The 17,464-nt window shown below is 66.0% G+C and carries 7 protein-coding genes and 1 other annotated feature; of the genes, 2 read left to right on the plus strand and 5 right to left on the minus strand.

From position 1 onward, the window contains the following. Positions 1–320 precede the first annotated feature (320 nt). Positions 321–6,452: a DUF3320 domain-containing protein gene (locus RF701_RS02345; protein WP_308813966.1), complete on the minus strand. Its 6,132-nt coding sequence runs from the start codon at positions 6,450–6,452 to the stop codon at positions 321–323. A gap of 461 nt (positions 6,453–6,913) precedes the next feature. Here RF701_RS02345 and RF701_RS02350 point away from each other — a divergent pair, with 461 nt between their 5' ends. After that, positions 6,914–9,007 (plus strand): DUF4238 domain-containing protein, encoded by a 2,094-nt coding sequence (locus RF701_RS02350; protein WP_308813967.1) that lies wholly within the window; start codon positions 6,914–6,916, stop codon positions 9,005–9,007. Between the two features lie 146 nt (positions 9,008–9,153). Here RF701_RS02350 and RF701_RS02355 read toward each other — a convergent pair whose 3' ends face one another. Continuing rightward, positions 9,154–10,650, minus strand: coding sequence for a SulP family inorganic anion transporter (locus RF701_RS02355; RefSeq protein WP_308813968.1), 1,497 nt, complete (start codon positions 10,648–10,650; stop codon positions 9,154–9,156). A 60-nt stretch (positions 10,651–10,710) separates the two neighbouring features. Next, positions 10,711–10,766: a sequence feature (sul1 is cis-regulatory element that is thought to sense ions involved in sulfur or methionine metabolism; They are found in Alphaproteobacteria), on the minus strand. Between the two features lie 235 nt (positions 10,767–11,001). Between RF701_RS02355 and RF701_RS02360 the strand changes: the two genes are divergently transcribed. Next, the gene (locus RF701_RS02360; protein ID WP_308813969.1) at positions 11,002–13,368 is read left to right on the plus strand and encodes a membrane-bound PQQ-dependent dehydrogenase, glucose/quinate/shikimate family; all 2,367 of its coding nucleotides are present in this window, start codon (positions 11,002–11,004) and stop codon (positions 13,366–13,368) included. 14 nt (positions 13,369–13,382) lie between these two features. Here RF701_RS02360 and RF701_RS02365 read toward each other — a convergent pair whose 3' ends face one another. The 3 genes from RF701_RS02365 to RF701_RS02375 form a co-directional block, all read right to left on the minus strand. Continuing rightward, positions 13,383–14,624, minus strand: a complete 1,242-nt coding sequence (locus RF701_RS02365) for a DUF2254 domain-containing protein (RefSeq protein ID WP_308813970.1) — start codon at positions 14,622–14,624, stop codon at positions 13,383–13,385. A gap of 64 nt (positions 14,625–14,688) precedes the next feature. Then, positions 14,689–15,891: a cation:proton antiporter gene (locus tag RF701_RS02370; RefSeq protein ID WP_308813971.1), complete on the minus strand. Its 1,203-nt coding sequence runs from the start codon at positions 15,889–15,891 to the stop codon at positions 14,689–14,691. Beyond that, the gene (locus RF701_RS02375; protein WP_308813972.1) at positions 15,888–17,453 is read right to left on the minus strand and encodes a DUF389 domain-containing protein; all 1,566 of its coding nucleotides are present in this window, start codon (positions 17,451–17,453) and stop codon (positions 15,888–15,890) included. The genes RF701_RS02370 and RF701_RS02375 overlap by 4 nt, the downstream gene beginning before the upstream one ends. Positions 17,454–17,464 lie beyond the last annotated feature (11 nt).

Raw genomic sequence — 17,464 nt, forward strand, 5'->3', positions numbered from 1 at the left:
ACCACCTGTGTACCTTGATGAGAGTTTAAAGATAGCGTGCCCCGCTGGATGGTCAATCAGTTCCACTATGCCGCTTTTATGGTGGATAGCGGAATGGCCGCTTTCGGGCGGTGATCGGGGTGAGCCGCCATTCGGTCATGTGCTACAGCAGACGGATCGAACGCCTGCCGTGGCGGGAACTTAGCTGTTTGTTTTGCGCGCCGAGGGCCCCGATCGGACATTCACGCCTGTTAATGGACGGAGGGCGAGAGCACCTCGCCGCAGCCGAACAGGCCAGGTTCGGTTACGACAAGGAGTTGGGCGGCTGGCCTGACGCTCACTCAATCACGTCTGCGGAAACGCTGGCCTACGTAGAGGTGCATCTGGCTTGGCGTGAGCTCCTGCGTTGAGTTGCCCGATCTGACGAAGAAGCGTTCGGTCACGGTTCCGCCCCGGTCCGGCAGTGACACGAACTGCGCCTCGACGGCCGGCCCAACCTCTATCCGGCACACGTCGACGCCTTCGTGCTGCGGGAAGGTCACGCCGATTCGTGCCGCACGGAATGCCGACCCGAAATGCTTGCCGAGCAGATTGGTCAGGTGGAGCTCGAGCTTGTCCCGATTACCGCCGAGACACGCATAGTCGCGTTCAAGCCCTTTCACCGTGCCGTCGTCGGCGACGCCGACCAGGAGCGTTCCACCCGCACCGTTGGCGAAGCCCGCGATTGTCTTCACGACGACATCCTCCAGCTTCTTGTTGAGGGTGTTGTTGACGACGTCCCAGCGCAGCGTTTCCTTGAATTCGAGCCGCTCGCTCTCGCCCGCCGCAATCAGCTGGGCGAGTGGACTTGGTGCCCGCGCCGGCCCGCTGTCATTCGCGGCCGCAGGACCGACAACCAGCATGCCGTTTCGCCGAGTCAGGCGTTCGCCCGCCACGGCTGCAGCAATGACTTCCGCGAGTAGGTCCCGCAGCTGGCTGCTCGTTGCCTTGAAGCCAACGGCGCGGGCGGCGGCCTGCACGACCTGATCGTCCGTCGCACCGTAGTTCTCCCGCACCACGCCGAGGATGGCGGCTTCGAGTTCCGCCGGTGGCAGGCTGTCGCACTTGCGGAGGGAGGCCGACCGCACCTCGCTGCGGTCCCGCACGCGAGGAGGTCTGCCCGGGATGGTCAGGAAGTCGCCGTCCTCGGCCAGCCTGCCCTCGCGCACGGAAACCTCAACGGCCCTCTCGACCGCCTCCTGGATGCGACCGCCGGCCCGCTTCAGCCCCCACGCGTCGCGGATGCGGTTCACCACCTCGCAGACGTGAACGGGTCCCTCGATCCCCACTACCTCTTCGGCAAGCGCGGACAGGGCGCCGCGCGGTGCCTCGTGTAGTTCGCAGACGAGGTGCCGGGGGCGCTCGATCATGGCCTCCTCGTAGAGGGCGGTAGCAGGCGGCGCTTCCGCTTCCGCGAGGCCCACCTCGGTATAGCCTTCGCGCTCGACGGTGACGATCTCGACATGGCTTCTTCGACGGGCGGAGACGCCCTGCGCCTCGGCGCCGTGCTCCGCCTTCGCCGCCTCGATACGGGCGACGACGAGATCGATCTGCTCCTTGGGACGCTGGAACCAGTCGGTGCTCCAGATGCGATGGATCGTCCACCCATGGCTTTCCAGCACCGACTGGCGCAACCGATCGCGATCGCGCGCGGAGCGGGCGTCGTGGTAGGACGCGCCGTCGCACTCGATTCCGAGCAGGTAGCGGCCGGGCCGGTCCGCGTCGGACACGGCGAGGTCGATGAAGAAGCCGGCCAGACCGACCTGGCGGTGCACCTGATAGCCTCGCGCCTGCAGTGCCTTCGCCACCTGCTCCTCAAAGACGCTGTCATGATCGCGGCCGGTGCTCTCGGACATTGTCATGCGGCCGGTGCGGGCGAAGTGCAGGAAGAGCTTGAACGCCAGCACGCCCTTGCGCGTCGACGCGAAGTCGGGATCGATGTCCTCGTCCGACATCGACGCGAACACCTCGCAGCGTTGCTTGGCGCGGCTGATCAGCACGTTCAGACGTCGCTCGCCGCCGTCGGTGCCCAACGGTCCGAAGCGCATCGGCACCTTGCCGCCCGGAACGGGCGGCCCATAGCCGACCGAAATGAAGATGACGTCGCGCTCGTCGCCCTGCACGTTTTCGAGATTCTTGACGAAGAACGGTTCGGCGGGATGGGACTGGAAGAAGGCTTCCGTTTCCGGTGGCAAGCCACGCCGCAACACCTCGAGCTGGTCGAGGATCGCGCGACGCTGCGCCGCGGAGAACGCCGCCACGCCGAGCGATAGTTCGGGATGCTCGCGGGCGTGCGCGACGATCGCCTGCGCGACGATCTTCGCTTCGACCTGGTTCGTCCGCGTTCCGCCCGCGTCGAATACGCCCTGCGGCACCCGGTGGAAGCGCAAGCCCATGCCGGCCTCAGCAGTGTAGGGGCTTGGCACGATGAATAGCTTGTTCTCGTAGAACTGCCGGTTGCTGACGGCAATCAGCGACTGGTGCTTGCTGCGGTAGTGCCAGCGAAGCATCCGCATCGGCAGACCACGGGCAGTGAACAGGCCCAAGATGCTTTCGATGTCTGCGACGCGCGTGCCCCCGTCATCGTCGTCCTCCGGGGCCCCGCCGGTCATTTTGGAGAAGAACGCCGTCGGCGGCAGTTGCTTCGGATCGCCGACCACGACGACCTGCTTCGCGCGGGCGACCGCGCCTAGGGCGTCGACGGGCTGGATCTGGCTGGCCTCGTCCATGACGAGCAGGTCGAAGTCGAAGATACCGGGAGTGAGGAACTGCGCCACCGAAAGCGGACTCATCATGAAGACGGGCTTGAGCGCCTGAACAGCGGGAGCCGCCTTCTCCATCAGCCGCCTGATCGGCATGTGACCGCGCTTTCTGGCGATCTCGGCGCGGAGCACGCCCAGAGGCCCGACCGAACCGCCGTCGCGCGCCGGCACCTTCTCGTGATGTGCCCGAACGACCTCGAAGCTCGCACTCGCGATGCGTTGCCGGTCCATGTCGGCGAATTCGCGGGCCAACCTGCCGTGGAGCGTGCCGTCGAAGGTGCCGAGTTCCGGATCGGCGCGGATTTGATCGGCGTAGACGGCCTCGTAATACGCCATCTCGAACGCGGACACCGCGCCGTTCGTCGTGAGCCGTCCGTCCCCAAGCCTAACGACGACGTCCTTGCATCCGAGCGTGATCGCGCGCCCTGAGCGATCGCGATAAGCGGTCCACTGGAAGAGCTGCTCTCCGGATGTCCGCCAGCGTTCCATGTGGCGGCTCAGCGTTTCGAGCGGAACCTCGGCGAAGGTTTTCGCCGCCAGTGCCGCGGCCATATCGAGATTAAGATCATCTGCCAGGGACTGCAGGTCCGCCCCCAGCGACGAGGCCTCGGCACCGAGCTTCGCCGCCGCAGCGGCTGCGGCCTGCCGGTCGGGAACGCGGCTGGCCAGCAGGCGGATGTCGCCGTTTCCGCTGATCCAATCGGCGGCGGACCGGAGATCGCTCCACTCGGACGACGTGCTGCGCCATGCCGTGCCGAAGGCGGACGTCCCGAGGTCGTGCAGATCGCGCAGCTTCGCCGCCTTCGACTGCAACTCGTCGAGTTCGGCCAGCCGCGCTCTACGAAGATCGAGGTCGTCCGGCACTTTGACGAACGTCTCCTCCGTGGCGGAGTCGGCGGAACGGATGCGGACGGTAAAGGTGAGTAGGGCAGGAAGATCAGCGCGTTCGGCCGCGAGGGAATCGCCGAATGCGATCGGCTGTGAGGAACCCAGCGCTGCCCACAGCCGCTCGACGGGCGGAGAAACCTGATCCGATAGGTCGGCCGCGCGCTTCGCCCGGATGCCCACTTCGGTCTTGTCCGGTCGTCTAGCCGCCACGAGACGCGGCTCGTCCCCGAGTCCGCGTAGCGAGCGCATCCAGTCGACGATGTGGCGGAGCGGTCCCGCCGTTGATCTGATCCCGCGCCAATCCGACCCGAACGCAGAACGTGCGAACGCTTCCTCTTCCTCGATCGTCCGCTTGGCGGCCTGCCCGGCTGAAAGGGCATCCAGAAGACCCAGAGTGTCGGGCAACGGCGTGTTCTGCTCGGTCATGACCGAGCGCACGAGGGCGTTGGCGCGGCGCCAGTCGCCGCTGAAGAATCGGAAGAAACCGGTGCCGTGCGAGGCCAGGGTCGACCGGGCGGCAGACAGATCGAGATCCCAGGACGCCGTGGTGAGCCGGTTCTCGACGGTTGAGACCGCCTCCTCGTGAGCCGCCACGGCTTCGACGAGGTCGGAGGCGCGTTCCACGCCGGCCACCCAGACGTCGGATGCGAAGGCCTCTGCGTCGCCTTCGGGCGCTTCGGCGACGCGTTCCGCCACGGCGGCCACGCGCCGTGCACCGTCCAACGTGTTCGGCGTATCTCGCGTCATGGCACGGGCGAGCGCCTCCGCCTCGGCCTGCAGCCGCGGCAGGAGATTAGAGAGCGTCTCCACGTCGCGGAAGTCTTCCGGCGAGAAGCCGGACGGCAGGATCGCGAGGGCGGCGATGACTTCCGCGAGGTCGGCGGTCCAACCGGCGTCCACAACGAGGTCCGCCAACTGACCTTGCAGATAGGAGTGCCGCTGTCCTGACGCGATTAGCTTTTCGATGTCGTCCACGCGGTCCGTCCAGACAGCTTCGGCGAGAGCGGCGGCGTCCAGATCCGGTGCACCCGCCACGCGTTTGGCCAGCGTCAGCAGCGGCTCAAGGTCAGCGAGGGACCGCGGTGGTGAGGTTTCCATGGTCGAAGCGAGCACAACCCCGGCCTCGTCGAAGGAGGTCAGGCGGGCGAGAATGGCGGCGATCCGATCCTCAAGGCGCTCTACGTCGGTCGGGAGGATCGAGGAGAGGCCCACGCCGCGCCAGGCATGATCCGCAGGACGGCCGATCACGTCGATGCGCTCCGCTAGGTCGCGGATCACGTCGTTTCGCTCGGCGAAGTCGTCGGCGGACCAGGTTTCCGGTTCGATCAGGCTTATGTCGTTGGGCTTCTCGCCATCGAGGCGCAGACGGCTGAGCTGACCGACGACCTGGAACGGCGTCAGGCCCGATGCCTGGTGCGGCGCGTGCATGCGCCGGGCGTGGTCGTTCAGACGGTCGCGCGCGGCGGTTAGCCGCGCATGGAGGCTGCCGGGATCCTGATGCCGGGGTGCGCCGAGTTCCCAGGTGCGTCGGAGTTCCTCAAGCAGAGCCTTCTTGTTCGCCTTGTTGCTGTGGAGCTCGAGGCACGCGTCGCCCACGCCCGTCGCGTCGAGCCTGCGCTTGACGACCTCCAGCGCCGCCATCTTCTCGGCAACGAACAGAACGGTCTTTCTGTCGGCCACGGCGGAGGCGATGATGTTGGCGATTGTCTGGCTCTTGCCGGTGCCCGGCGGTCCCTGGATGACGACGTCACGCCCGCGCCGGACCTCGTGCACGGCAAGCGCCTGCGAACTGTCGCTGTCCACGATGTGCAGCATTTCCGAGGGCGGAATGAACGGATCGATGTTCGCGTCCTCGGGAACCATGCCCTCGGCGCCGGCAAAGCCGTCCGAGAGGAGGCCGCGGACGAGATCCCGGTCGGTGATCCTGCCGCCCTCCGGCCAAGTCTGCGGGTCCAAGTCGCGATACATCAGGAACTTGGCGAAGGAGAAGAAGCCGACGGCGACGACGTTGGGCTGGACCTCCCAGCCGGGCTTCGCCGACACGGCGTCGGCGACCTCAGCGAAATAGGCGCCCGGATCAAAGGTGTCGCCCGCCTCGAAGGCGGGCAGCCGGATGCCGTGAATGCGATCGAGAAACGCCTCGAGCGAGAGGTTGGAGGCGTAGTCCTCCTGCCGCATGCGCAGCTTGAACTTCTCGCCGGCGTTGCCCCGTTCCAGTTGCACGGGGACGAGTACGAGCGGTGCGAACCGCACGTTCGCCGCGTTGTTGGGATCGATCCACTTCAGCGCGCCGAGCGCGAGATAGAGGATGTTGACGCCCTGTTCCTCCTCCAGTGTGCGGGCGTCGAAGTAGAGTTCAAGCAGCCGCTTCTGCAGACCCTTCGGCGTCAGGCGTGTTTGAAGCCGGGTGTCGGCGTGCCGGGAGAAGACGCCGCGATCGTCGGCGACGTCGTCGTCGGGCTGGGCCAGATCCGCGATCTCGTCGACCTCCTCGACCGGAACATCGTCCTCCGCCGGATCGCTACTTGCCGCCGCCTTGCCAGCCAGGAAGGTGAAGGGACGTCCCTCACTCACCAGCAGCCGGAAGATCTCCGTGCTGACCTCGTCGACGATCTCCACCGCCTTTGAACCCTTCGACGACCGCGGCATGTTCAGCAGTCGGTTTCGTGCGGACAGGTCCAACAGCTCGGTGCGAGCCCGGTCCAGCTTTTCGTCAAGCGGCAGATCGCTTTGGAAAACCGAAGTAGGGACCTGGCCCTCTTCTAAAATCGGACTCGTCGCCACCCCAACCCCCAAAGCGTTGTACTTAACTGATTAGGCTTCAGATCAACTTCCATGTCCAGTCCATCGCGACACGAAATTGGATCCGCTAAGATTGTCAGCCCCGACGAGGGGCATCGCCAATGTCAGGTGCCATGCGAACAAGAATGAGCCCAGCGCTCGGGATTGCACGAGCTATCTTCGGGTATGCAGCACACATCCATGGATGTCGCCAGTCAGGATTTGAGTTCGCCGCACCGCGCGTTCGAAACCGGGTCTGTCGTCGTGGTCCGGCGAGGCGTCTGCTCAAGACCAAACTGCGCCATTCCGATGAGGTGCTGGAAATGTCGTCTTATGCCGAAAATCGGCTACACTCGCTGATATCCTATAGCTGGGGCTTCAAAGTGACACAGCCGGCAAATACCATATCAGTTGGATTGCTGTTGGCTCTCGCCTGCGCCTGTTCCCTGTCCTAAATTCGAAAGATGTCAGGATCGAAACAGCACTTCATCCCTCGCATGTTGCTCCGCGCGTTTCGAATGAACGCAACCGGCAAGGTGGCGCGAGTGCGTGTGTTCCGCGCTGATCGAAGCTATACCTCGCCCGTCGAGGACGTCGCGGCTGAGCGTTTCTTCTATTCCGACCTGGCACAAGGCGGTGCCGACACACTCGACGATGTGATCACCCGTTATGAAAACGGGTTGGCAAGCGACTTGGCTGAACTGAACGCGACGAGCGGTTCAGCGTCCCCCCAAACGGCCGCGCGAGTGGTGACGCATCTGCTCGTCCGGAACGACCATGTTCGTGGCATCATGCAGGCCGGCGCTTCGGCTATGGCTGGCTTGGTTGGCGACCTATTCGGCAGTGAGGAGAAGGTTGCCGCGCTGCTCGGCGCGGCTGACAAAACACCCGGTCCCCAGTTTCGCAAGGTGTTCGAGGAACACATTGCCGACAACCCGATCATCTCCGCCATGGGAGTGCCACCAGCCGCATTCATGCCGATTGCCCACGCCATGCTGCGTGAAAACGCTTCCGCCAGCTATGGCGAGATGTCAGGCGCCATCGAGGAGGTGGTTTCACGATTCCAAGCGCACGGCCCCCTTGAGGCAAGGGACGCGCACGCACGCGCGCTCAGTGCCTCGCTCGCTCCGCAAGGACGGGTCGAGATGCTGGAGCAATTCACTTGGCGCGTCGACGACATCGACGGCAATCGTCTGATTTTGCCCGACTTCGTAGCGCTCGGCTGGAATAACGATGGCGTTGCCGGGTCGCTGCTGGAGCATGGAAAGGACGAACTGGCGGTCGTGATGATGCCGCTGTCACCCCGGCGTGCTCTGATCGGCAGCCTCGGCGAGGTCACTGCGGACACGTTCAACTTCAACGAAGCCGCGATACCTCATTGCCTTTCCTTCTTCGTCGGCTCCGAGGTCAGCCCGGCACTAGAGTTCGCGGCTACAAAGATGGGATCCGGGGCCGCGGCGTTGCTCAGGCAGTCGCTTGAGCAATCCGCGGCCAGCTTCCGCGCGACCGTTGCACAGGCACCCCCGGCTCGCACCGAGCAGCCTGCCGATTGGGCAAGCGAACCGCTGGGTCGGGTTGAGTTGCATACCGACTGTGTCGATCAGGAGGGAGGGCGGCGGCTAAACGTCGTCATCGGCCAGATTTTGGGATTGGCAAAATCGCGGTTCGACATCTCGACCCTGCGACGTATCATCATCAACTCTGACTATGACGGTGCGTTGAGCTCGCTGGTTCGAGGCAGGTTCGACACCATCGAGGCTCCTCCCGTACCTTCTGCGGCGGGACTCAGCATCGCCTACAACGTCAACATCGAGCAGGACGGCGTAGATGGTGTCGCCATTGTGCTGAGGGACGGCGTAGCGGCAGGTCTGCTCGGCGAGGACGATCTTTCGTTCGGATGGGCAGCAAGCGTCGTATTGGGGCAGCTAGCCCGCCTCGGCGCCACGGCGTTGATCAACAAGGTCTTCGACGGTGGGGTGACTGAGGGTGATCAGATCGACGCGCTGCTCTTCCGGTACTCCCTCCCCGGCTGGAAGGCATGGTTGGTCAGCGGGTATGCTGGGCTTCTTGATCCTGAGTTGAAGAACATCCACCGAGATCGACTTCGCGATCGTTTGGCCACGATCACCGACGATCTCGTTGGTATCCGCCGAGCGTATCGTATCCACGGTGATGTCGACAGATTGATCCATGATGCGGGCGAGGCCGTGTCCGATTTGTTCGAGCTAGCGTGTGCAGTCACAAGTCATAGCGGGGACGACCGTGATTTAGCTCTGGAAGGGATGCTCTCCGAGCGGGGTCTAACAAACTGGTTCGATCTTCTTCGTAGCGATCTACCTTCGATTTGGAGGGATGGCACGAAATACCCTGCGCAGGTGGAAATGCTGGTGCTGAACCAGCATATTCGTCGCCTCCTTCTCCTCGGCGCCATCTTCTTCTGGGATGACGACGGCCGTGGACGCGTTGAGGTCCCGCACTGGTCCGACTTCGATTGGATGCTGGCCCATTCTCAGCTGCCAGCCGATAGCGCGGACGCTGCCGATGCAGCTACTATGTAGCTAGTCCGAATATGACATCAGCGTACCCACAATCGAACTACCGCTCAGTCCCCCTTTTCCCCATTGCGAGTTGAGGTGTCGGGCGAACATGAATGGGCGTCCGAAGTTGGGGAGCGCGAAACGACCGCCGAACGTCGTGTTGTGGGTCAATGTGGTGCCAATCCCAACTCGACGCCGGTCTTGTCGTGCAACGCGAAGCGGTCGACGAGATCGGCGCTGGCCTGGTTGTAACCGATCACCTCGACGTCACGTCCGTCGCGGCGCAGGCGGGCGACGATCTTGTCCAGCGCGGCGACGCCGGAAATATCCCAGAAGTGCGCGTGGGTCACATCGATCACCACGCGTCGCGTCGGTCCCTCCGCCCGGAACGCGCGGGTAAACCGGTCGACCGAGGCGAAGAAGATCTCTCCGGCGACGCGATAGGTCGCCTCGGCGCCGTCGGCGGTGTCCCGGCGCTCGACGGAGAACATCCGCCGCACCTTGCCCGCGAAGAAGATGCCGGACAGCAGAACACCGGCGAGGACGCCGAGGGATAGATCGCGCGTCGCGACGACGACCACGACCGTCGTCAGCATGACGACCGACGACGTCGGCGGATGACGACGCAGGTTGGCGATCGAGTTCCAGCTGAAGGTGCCGATCGACACCATGATCATGACGGCGACGAGCGCCGGCATCGGCACGCGCCCGACATAGGGGCCAAGCACCGCCAGCAGGAACAGCAGGAAGCCGCCCGCGACGAAGGTCGACAGGCGGCCGCGGCCGCCAGAAGTGACGTTGATGACTGACTGGCCGATCATCGCGCAGCCGCCCATGCCGCCGAAGAGGGCGGCGACCATGTTCGCTCCGCCCTGGCCGGCGCACTCGACCCGCTTGTCGCTGTCGGTATCCGTCATGTCGTCGACGATCTGCGCGGTGAGCAGCGATTCGAGCAGGCCGACCGCCGCCATCGTCAGCGAGTAGGGCAGGATGATCCGCAGCGTGTCGAGCGTCAGCGGCACGTTTGGGAGGGCGATGCTGGGCAGCCCTTCGGGCAGCTTGCCCATGTCACCGACCGTATGAACGCCCAGGCCCATGCCGATGCTGATTACGCTCAGGACGAGGATGGCCACCAGCGGCGACGGCAAAGCCGTGGTGACGCGCGGCAGACCGTAAATGATGACGAGGCCGGCAGCCACCATCGCATAGGTATCCCATCCCACGTTGGTCAGCTGCGGCAGTTGCGCCATGAAGATCAGGATGGCGAGCGCGTTGACGAAGCCGGTGATGACCGAGCGAGAGACGAACTGCATGACGAGGTCGAGCCTCAGCATACCGGCCACGATCTGGATGAGCCCCATCAGGATGGTGGCGGCGAAGAGGTATTCGACGCCGTGTTCGCGGACGAGCGGGATGACCACGACGGCAACCGCTGCCGTCGCCGCGGAAATCATGCCGGGCCGCCCACCTATCATCGAGATCGTGAGGGCGATGGCCACCGACGCGTAGAGGCCCACGCGCGGGTCAACGCCCGCGATGATCGAGAAGCCGATCGCCTCCGGGATGAGGGCAAGCGCGACGACGATGCCTGCGAGGACGTCGCGGCGAGCGGCGGTGCCGTCAGTGAACCACTGGCGGCGGTAGGAAGCGAGATCGAATGTCATCAGGAATCCACATCAGGGCACATGGCGCGGCGGGGCAGCGCGGACGGGTTGCATGTGTGATGTTGTCCGGCGGATCGGCGGCCGGAATAGCCACCCGGGATTTCACCGGGTCCTTGCGATTAGTCGCGCCTACTAGAGAAGTTCCCGGTTCAGGTGCAACCGCCTTTTCTCGGCTTCGAGGCCGCGGCGGTTTGCCGACGCTGCTAACTTCGGAATGCATGACCGGCGTCCGAACGCCGGCATTCGTGTTCGAGCGACCAGGATTCCGTCTCGTTAGCCAGGGAAGCGACATCCCTCTGAGACTTCTGCCGGTTCCAGACGTTGGTGGCGAAACAGGCAAAAGGAACGGCGATGGCGCGGCTCTATAGGCTGGTGCTCGCATGGTGCGTGGCCATTCTCGGTGGCTTTTTCGCTGTTGCCGGCGGCGTTCTCGCCTCGCTTGGCGGATCGCCTTATTATCTAATTGCAGGCATCGCGCTCATCGTCAGCGGCGCGTTGCTTGGCCGTGTGCCCCGGCTGGGGCGGTGGTTGTTTGTCGCGATCTGGTTCGGCACGCTGGTTTGGGCTGTGTGGGAGGTTAGGCTGGACGGACTGCAACTCGTCCCGCGTCTGCTCGCGCCGACGGTGCTGCTGGCGCTGGTGCTGCTGACCGGATGGCGGTCCCGGTCGTGGCGGTCGCATGCCCGGGCGATACCCGTCGCGGCGGCGGTGCTGCTGGCGCTCGGGACTGGCGGCGTGCTGCTCCATGGCGAGGGCGTGGAGGCGCAAGGTGCAGCCGGCACCGCGCCATTGGCCGCCGCTCCGACCGGGGAAGCGGATGGCGACTGGCGCGATTATGGCGGCACGTTGTCGGGCCGGCGCTATTCGGCGCTGGCCGATATCACCCCGCAGAATGTCGGACGGCTGCAACTCGCCTGGACCCAGCGCACGGGCGACCTGCCGATGGCGGCCGAGACGCAGGAGCACAAACGGGAATATCATTCCGAGGCGACGCCGATCCATATCGGCGACACGCTCTTCACCTGTACGCCGCACTCCTTCGTTCAGGCGATCGACGCGACCACGGGCAGGACCAAGTGGAGCTGGCACGAGGATGCGCCGATAGCCGGCAACAATTATCTGGTCTGCCGCGGCGTCACCTATTTCGAGGCGCCGGCGGGGACGCCGTGCCCGCACCGCATCTTCGCGCCGACGTTCAACGCGCGGCTGGTGGCGCTCGACGCCGAGACGGGTCGGCCATGCCCGAGCTTCGCGAACGGCGGGGCGATCGATCTGCGCACCAACATGGGGACGTCGAAGCCGTCGGATCAGATCGGCACCACGCCGCCGGTCGTCGTCAATAACCGGCTGATCATCGGCGAACGGATCATCGACAACGTCAATCGCGATATCCCCTCCGGCGTCGTGCGCGCCTATGACCCGGTGTCGGGTGCACCGGTCTGGGCCTGGGACGTCGGCCGCTCGCAGGACGCGATCATGCCGTTGCCGGAAGGGCAGACCTATACGCGCGGCACGCCCAATGTCTGGGGCGCGATCACCGCCGACGCCGCCAACGGCCTCGTCTATCTCGGGACGGGCAACGCCTCGCCCGATTATTGGATCGGGTATCGCCGGCCGTTCGACGACCGCTTCGGCTCGTCGATCGTCGCGCTCGACATCGCGACCGGCAAGCTGCGCTGGACGCGGCAGCTGGTCCACCGCGACATGTGGGACATGGACCTGCCGATCGGTCCGTCGCTGTTCGACTATCGCGCCCCCGACGGTCAGGTGATCCCGGCGCTGATCCAGACCACGAAGATGGGGCAGGTCTTCTTCCTCAACCGCCTGACGGGCGCGCCGCTCGCCGCGATCACCGAACGGCCGGTGCGCACCGACGGTGCCACCCCGGGCGTCCGGGTCTCACCGACCCAGCCCTTCTCGACCGGCATGCCCAGCTTCACCCCGCCTGCACCGACCGAAGTCGCCACCTGGGGCGCGACGCCGATCGACCAGCTCTTCTGCCGGATCGACATCCGTCGCGCGCAGGGTGCCGGCATCTACCAGCCGATGGGGCTGAAGCCGATCATCGGCCATCCGGCCTTCGACGGCGTCACCGACTGGGGTGGCGCGGCGGTCGACCCGGTGCGCGGCGTGATGACCGTCAACACGATGGAGATGCCGTTCAAGCTGTGGCTGATGCGCCGCGACGACCCGCGCGTGGCGCCGCTGATGAAGCAGAAGCAGGGCGGCGAGAACGCGATGCAGGCGCAGCTGCAGACCCAGTACAACACGCCCTATGTCGCGGTGGTGAAGGCTTGGGTCGGTATCTTCGGTGCGCCGTGCGTCGCGCCGCCCTGGGGTCATCTGACCGCTGTCGACCTCGGCACGCGCAAGGTGCTGTGGCGCAAGGTGCTGGGGACCGCGCGCGACACCGGCCTGTTCGGGTCGCATCTTGGCGTGCCGGTGAAGACGGGCGTGCCCAATCTTGGCGGCTCAATGATCACCGCGGGCGGCCTCGCGTTCATTGGTGCGACGACCGACCAGTATCTGCGCGCCTTCGACCTCAATACGGGCGAGGTGGTGTGGAGGGCGCGGCTGCCCGCCGGCGCACAGGCGACACCGATGACCTATCGCGGGCGCGACGGGCGGCAATATGTCGTCATCACCGCAGGCGGCCACGGCGCGTTGGGGACGCGTTACGGCGACTACACGCTGGCGTATGCCCTGCCGAAGAGCTGACGCTATCGCCCGCGTCAGTCTGCGAAGGCATCGCGATGCGTCCGCTCGACCAGCTCCCGGTCTGCGTCGCTGGTCAGCGCGGCGCGTGCCCGATCGACCGCACCGGAGGCTTCGTCCGCGATGACCTGTCGTGCCGCCGGCGCATGCCGCGCTAGCGCCCCAAGCGCCTTTTGCAGGCGAACGCCGACTTCGACGAGTCCGGCGCCGTCGCGCGCAATGGGTCTGCACCAGTCGTCGAGCAATGCGGCTAGCGGAATCGGTGAAACATGAACTTTGGCGGGTAGCGGCGTGATCTGCTGCGACCGGAAATCGAGCAGCCGCAGCATCACCCGGCTGCCCGCTTCGATCACCGCAATGGCGGTGCCGGGATCGTTGACCGCCGGTGACAGCGCCCGCGACGCGATCTCCGACAGCACCACCAGACCGAAGCGCGGATCGTGATCGAAGGCGCGCTGGTGCGCCAGCGTGAAGGCCTGTTGCACGTCGTCCACCGCCGCCTCATCGGCGGCGCCGCCGATCAGCGCCATCGGCCGTCCGGGTTCGACCAGTCTGCCAGGGAGGGCGATCACGTGGATATCGGCATCCATCGCCTCGGCAATCCGGCCCAGCAGCGCGATGTCGACGTGGGTGACCCGCGCCATCGTCGGCGCTGGCACGGCCGTCATGCCGCTCTGCTCGACCGTAGGCGGTTCGCCATCCAGTGCCAGCGGTACGGCGATCGTCTCCACCGCGGCCAGCGCTGCGCGCTCGACCCGGTCGATCGTGTCGGACACGCGGCCGAATCGGGCGATATGCTCGATCCAGCGCAGCAGGGTCACGACGATGAACAGGATGACCAGGATAGTGCCGAAGAACAGGATGACGCGGCCGGTGTCGCCATAGAGGCCGGTCGACAGCGCGACGATGCCGACGATCGCGAACAGGAAGCTGCCGAGGAAGGTGGCGAGCGCATTCTGCGCGGTGCTGTCGTCGATCAGCAGCTGGACCGCGCGCGGCGTGATCGTGCTGGTTGCCCCCGAATAGGCCGACACCATCGCGGTCAGCGAAAAGGTCGTCACCGCCAGCATGCTCGAGGCGAGCATGGTCAGGATGCTGTCGACCGACTTGGATCCGACCGTCGCGGCAAAGTGATAGGAGATGGTGTGCCCCACCAGCGCGCCGGCAAGCGCCAACGCCCCGCCGAACCCGCACATCAACGCGGCCCTGAACCACATCCTGCGCGTGATGAGGCGGATCAGCCACTGCCATTGGGTCATCGCCGCTCCCCTTTCGGCCTTTCCAAGCCCTGGCGACGGCGCGGAGTTCCGCAGCAGCGGCGCGTTAGTGTTCCGCCTCGTCCGATCCGGTCAATTGCCAGCGTCGGAGCAGGCGCGGCATCGTGAGCCCCTGTGCAAAAATCGAGAAGGCGACGACGCCGAAGGTGATGACGACGATCTGCCCGCGCTCCGCGATGCTGGCGGGTACCGCCAGGGCGAGCGCCAATCCTACCGCGCCCCTGAGGCCGCCCCAGACCAGCACGTGCTGATAAGTCGCGGGTAGTCGCAGCCCCGATCGCGCGAACGGCAGCGCCAGCGGATAGACTGCCGCCGCGCGGCCGATCAGCGTCAGGACGATCGCGACGACCAGCGGCAGCGATACCAACGCGATCGGCTGGTGCGCCTCATGGCTGCCGATCAGCAGGAACAGGCAGGAGTTGGCGAGAAAGGCGGCATAGGTCCAAAAATCCTGCACATGCTGGCGCCCGGCGACCGAAATCGAGCCGCGTGGCCCGACGTTGCCGACGATGAGGCCTGCCGCGAGCGCCGCGAACACGCCCGACGCATGTACATGTTCGGCGAGCAGGAACGATCCCCAAGCGACGACGGTGGTCAGCGTCACCTCGACCAGATGATCCGTCGTCCGCCCGGCGACGGTCAGCACGACGAACCCGATTGCGGCTCCGATCACCACACCGCCCGCAACCGTCCACAGCAGCGCGAGCGACGCGCCGGACCAAGTCAGCGCCTCGCCGTTGGTGATGCCGACGAGGATCGCGAACCCGACCGCCGCGACACCATCGTTGAGCAGGCTTTCGGATTCGACCACCATGCTGAGGCGCGGCTCGGCCTTCATCTCCTTAAAGGCGGCGATCACCGACACAGGATCGGTCGCGGCGATCAACACCCCGAAGAAGGCAGCGCCGAGCAGGCTCCAGCCGAGCAGCAGGTGCATGCCGCCCGCAACCACGGCAGCGCTGATCGCCACGCCGAGAAAGGCGAGCACGGCGGTCAGCGGCATCTCCTGCCTGAAGCGCGACCAGCGCAGCTGCATCGCCGCCTCGAAGATCAGCGGCGGCAGGAAGACGTTGAAGATCAGCTCGCGCGACAGCGGCAGCTCGGCACCGACCGGCAGATAGGCGAGGCCGATCCCGGCAAGCACCAAACCTGCCGTATAGGGCAGCCCGATCCGCCGCGACACCATCGCCACGAGTGAGGCGACGATGAGCAGCGTGCCGAGTTCGGTTAGGCCGATGTCGCCGCTCATCGGCCGCCCCCCGCCACCGGCGTCAGCGCGAACTGCCGGCCCGCGGCGGGGGCGGGCTGTGGCGTGATTCCCTGCTGCCGCAACAGCGCAGCGATGGCCAGGGCGCGCCGCTGACTGAGATTGGGCGCGGCGGGCGGCGTGCCGGCGGGCAGGCTCGGCACGGTGAGCGCCGATACGTTCCAGCGATGCGCCGCCCAGGCCGAGGTGGCGACCGCATCGCTCGCCAGCGCGTCGAGCGTGTCGGCGCCGTCGGCGAAGGCGATCTCTGGCAGCGGCCCCTGCGGCGGGACGATCGCGACGTCCCAGTCATCGCTTTGCTCGGCAGCGCGCCGTTCGAGCGCGCGATAGGTCGCGACGCTGGCGCCGGGCAGCGGGGCGGCCGCCGCCACCGCACGATGATGGTCGCGGTCGATCGTCACCGCATCGGGGGTGATACCGGTGATCAGCGCGATACCGTTCGCCAGATCGGTCACCCGCTGCGCGGCGGTATTGGTAGCTTCGCCGGCCTGGCGCAGCTCCTCGCGCTGCGCAGCGAGCGCATCGGCTCCCGCGCCGAGCAGGATCTGGTCGAGATTGAGCCGCACCGGCCGATCGAGCGCCTGCGCCAGCGCCGCCTGGATCGCGCTGGTCTTCTGCATCGAGCGGCGCGGGGTGATGACGACCGCGCGCACGACGATCGGCTGTGCGGTAAAGTCGATGTCGAGCTGGGTCACGCGCGCGTCGGCGCCGAATCGGTCCGACAGTAAAGAGCGGGTCTGCGATGTCGCGAGCGCCTCGCGGCCGATCCGGTTGAGAGAGATGCCGAGCGGGATCGCCATGGCGACGAAGACCAGCGTCAGCACGAGGGTCTGCATCCAGCCCTGGCGGCGGGACAAATGATGGCCGAAGCCGTAGAAGCGCGCCATGACCGTCGCCGACAGCGCGATGGTGATGAAGTTGGTCACGAACAATGCGAAGGCGCCCATGCCGACCGGCGCGTTGCGCGTGGCGATGCCGTATCCGACTACCGCGAGCGGCGGCATTAGCGCGGTCGCGATTGCGACGCCGACGATGGTGTCACCGCGCCCGCGGATGATCGCGAACGTGCCGGCCAGCGCGGCGAACAGCGCGACGGCCAGGTCGAACAGATTGGGACGCGTGCGCGCGACGATCTCGGCGGTCGGCGCCTGCAGCGGCGAGGCGAGGACGAGCAGCGCGGTAAAGGCGATCGCGAGGGCAGAGCCGATCGCCAGCGCCTTGAGCGACCGCCGGAGCTCGCGAAAATCGAACAGCGCGAGGCTGAAGCCGAAGCCGAGGATCGGGTTCATCAGCGGCGAGATCAGCATCGCGCCGATGACGACCGCCGGCGACGACAGCAGCAGCCCCAGTTCGGCGATGCCGGCCGACATCATCGTCATGAAGGCGAAGCGCGGGCTCCAGCCGCTCTCCTCAACGACGCGCGCCAGCACCGCTTCGTGATCGACTCTGCCCACCACCGACCTGCGCCACCAGCGATAGAGCGCGAGGCGGCCGAGCTGTCCGGCGGCTGCGTGCCGGTCGACGAGGAGGGTGGGTGAGGTCATCGGCGACTATA

The sequence above is a fragment of the Sphingomonas sp. GV3 genome, assembly GCF_031082075.1.
Classification (GTDB): domain Bacteria; phylum Pseudomonadota; class Alphaproteobacteria; order Sphingomonadales; family Sphingomonadaceae; genus Sphingomonas; species Sphingomonas beigongshangi.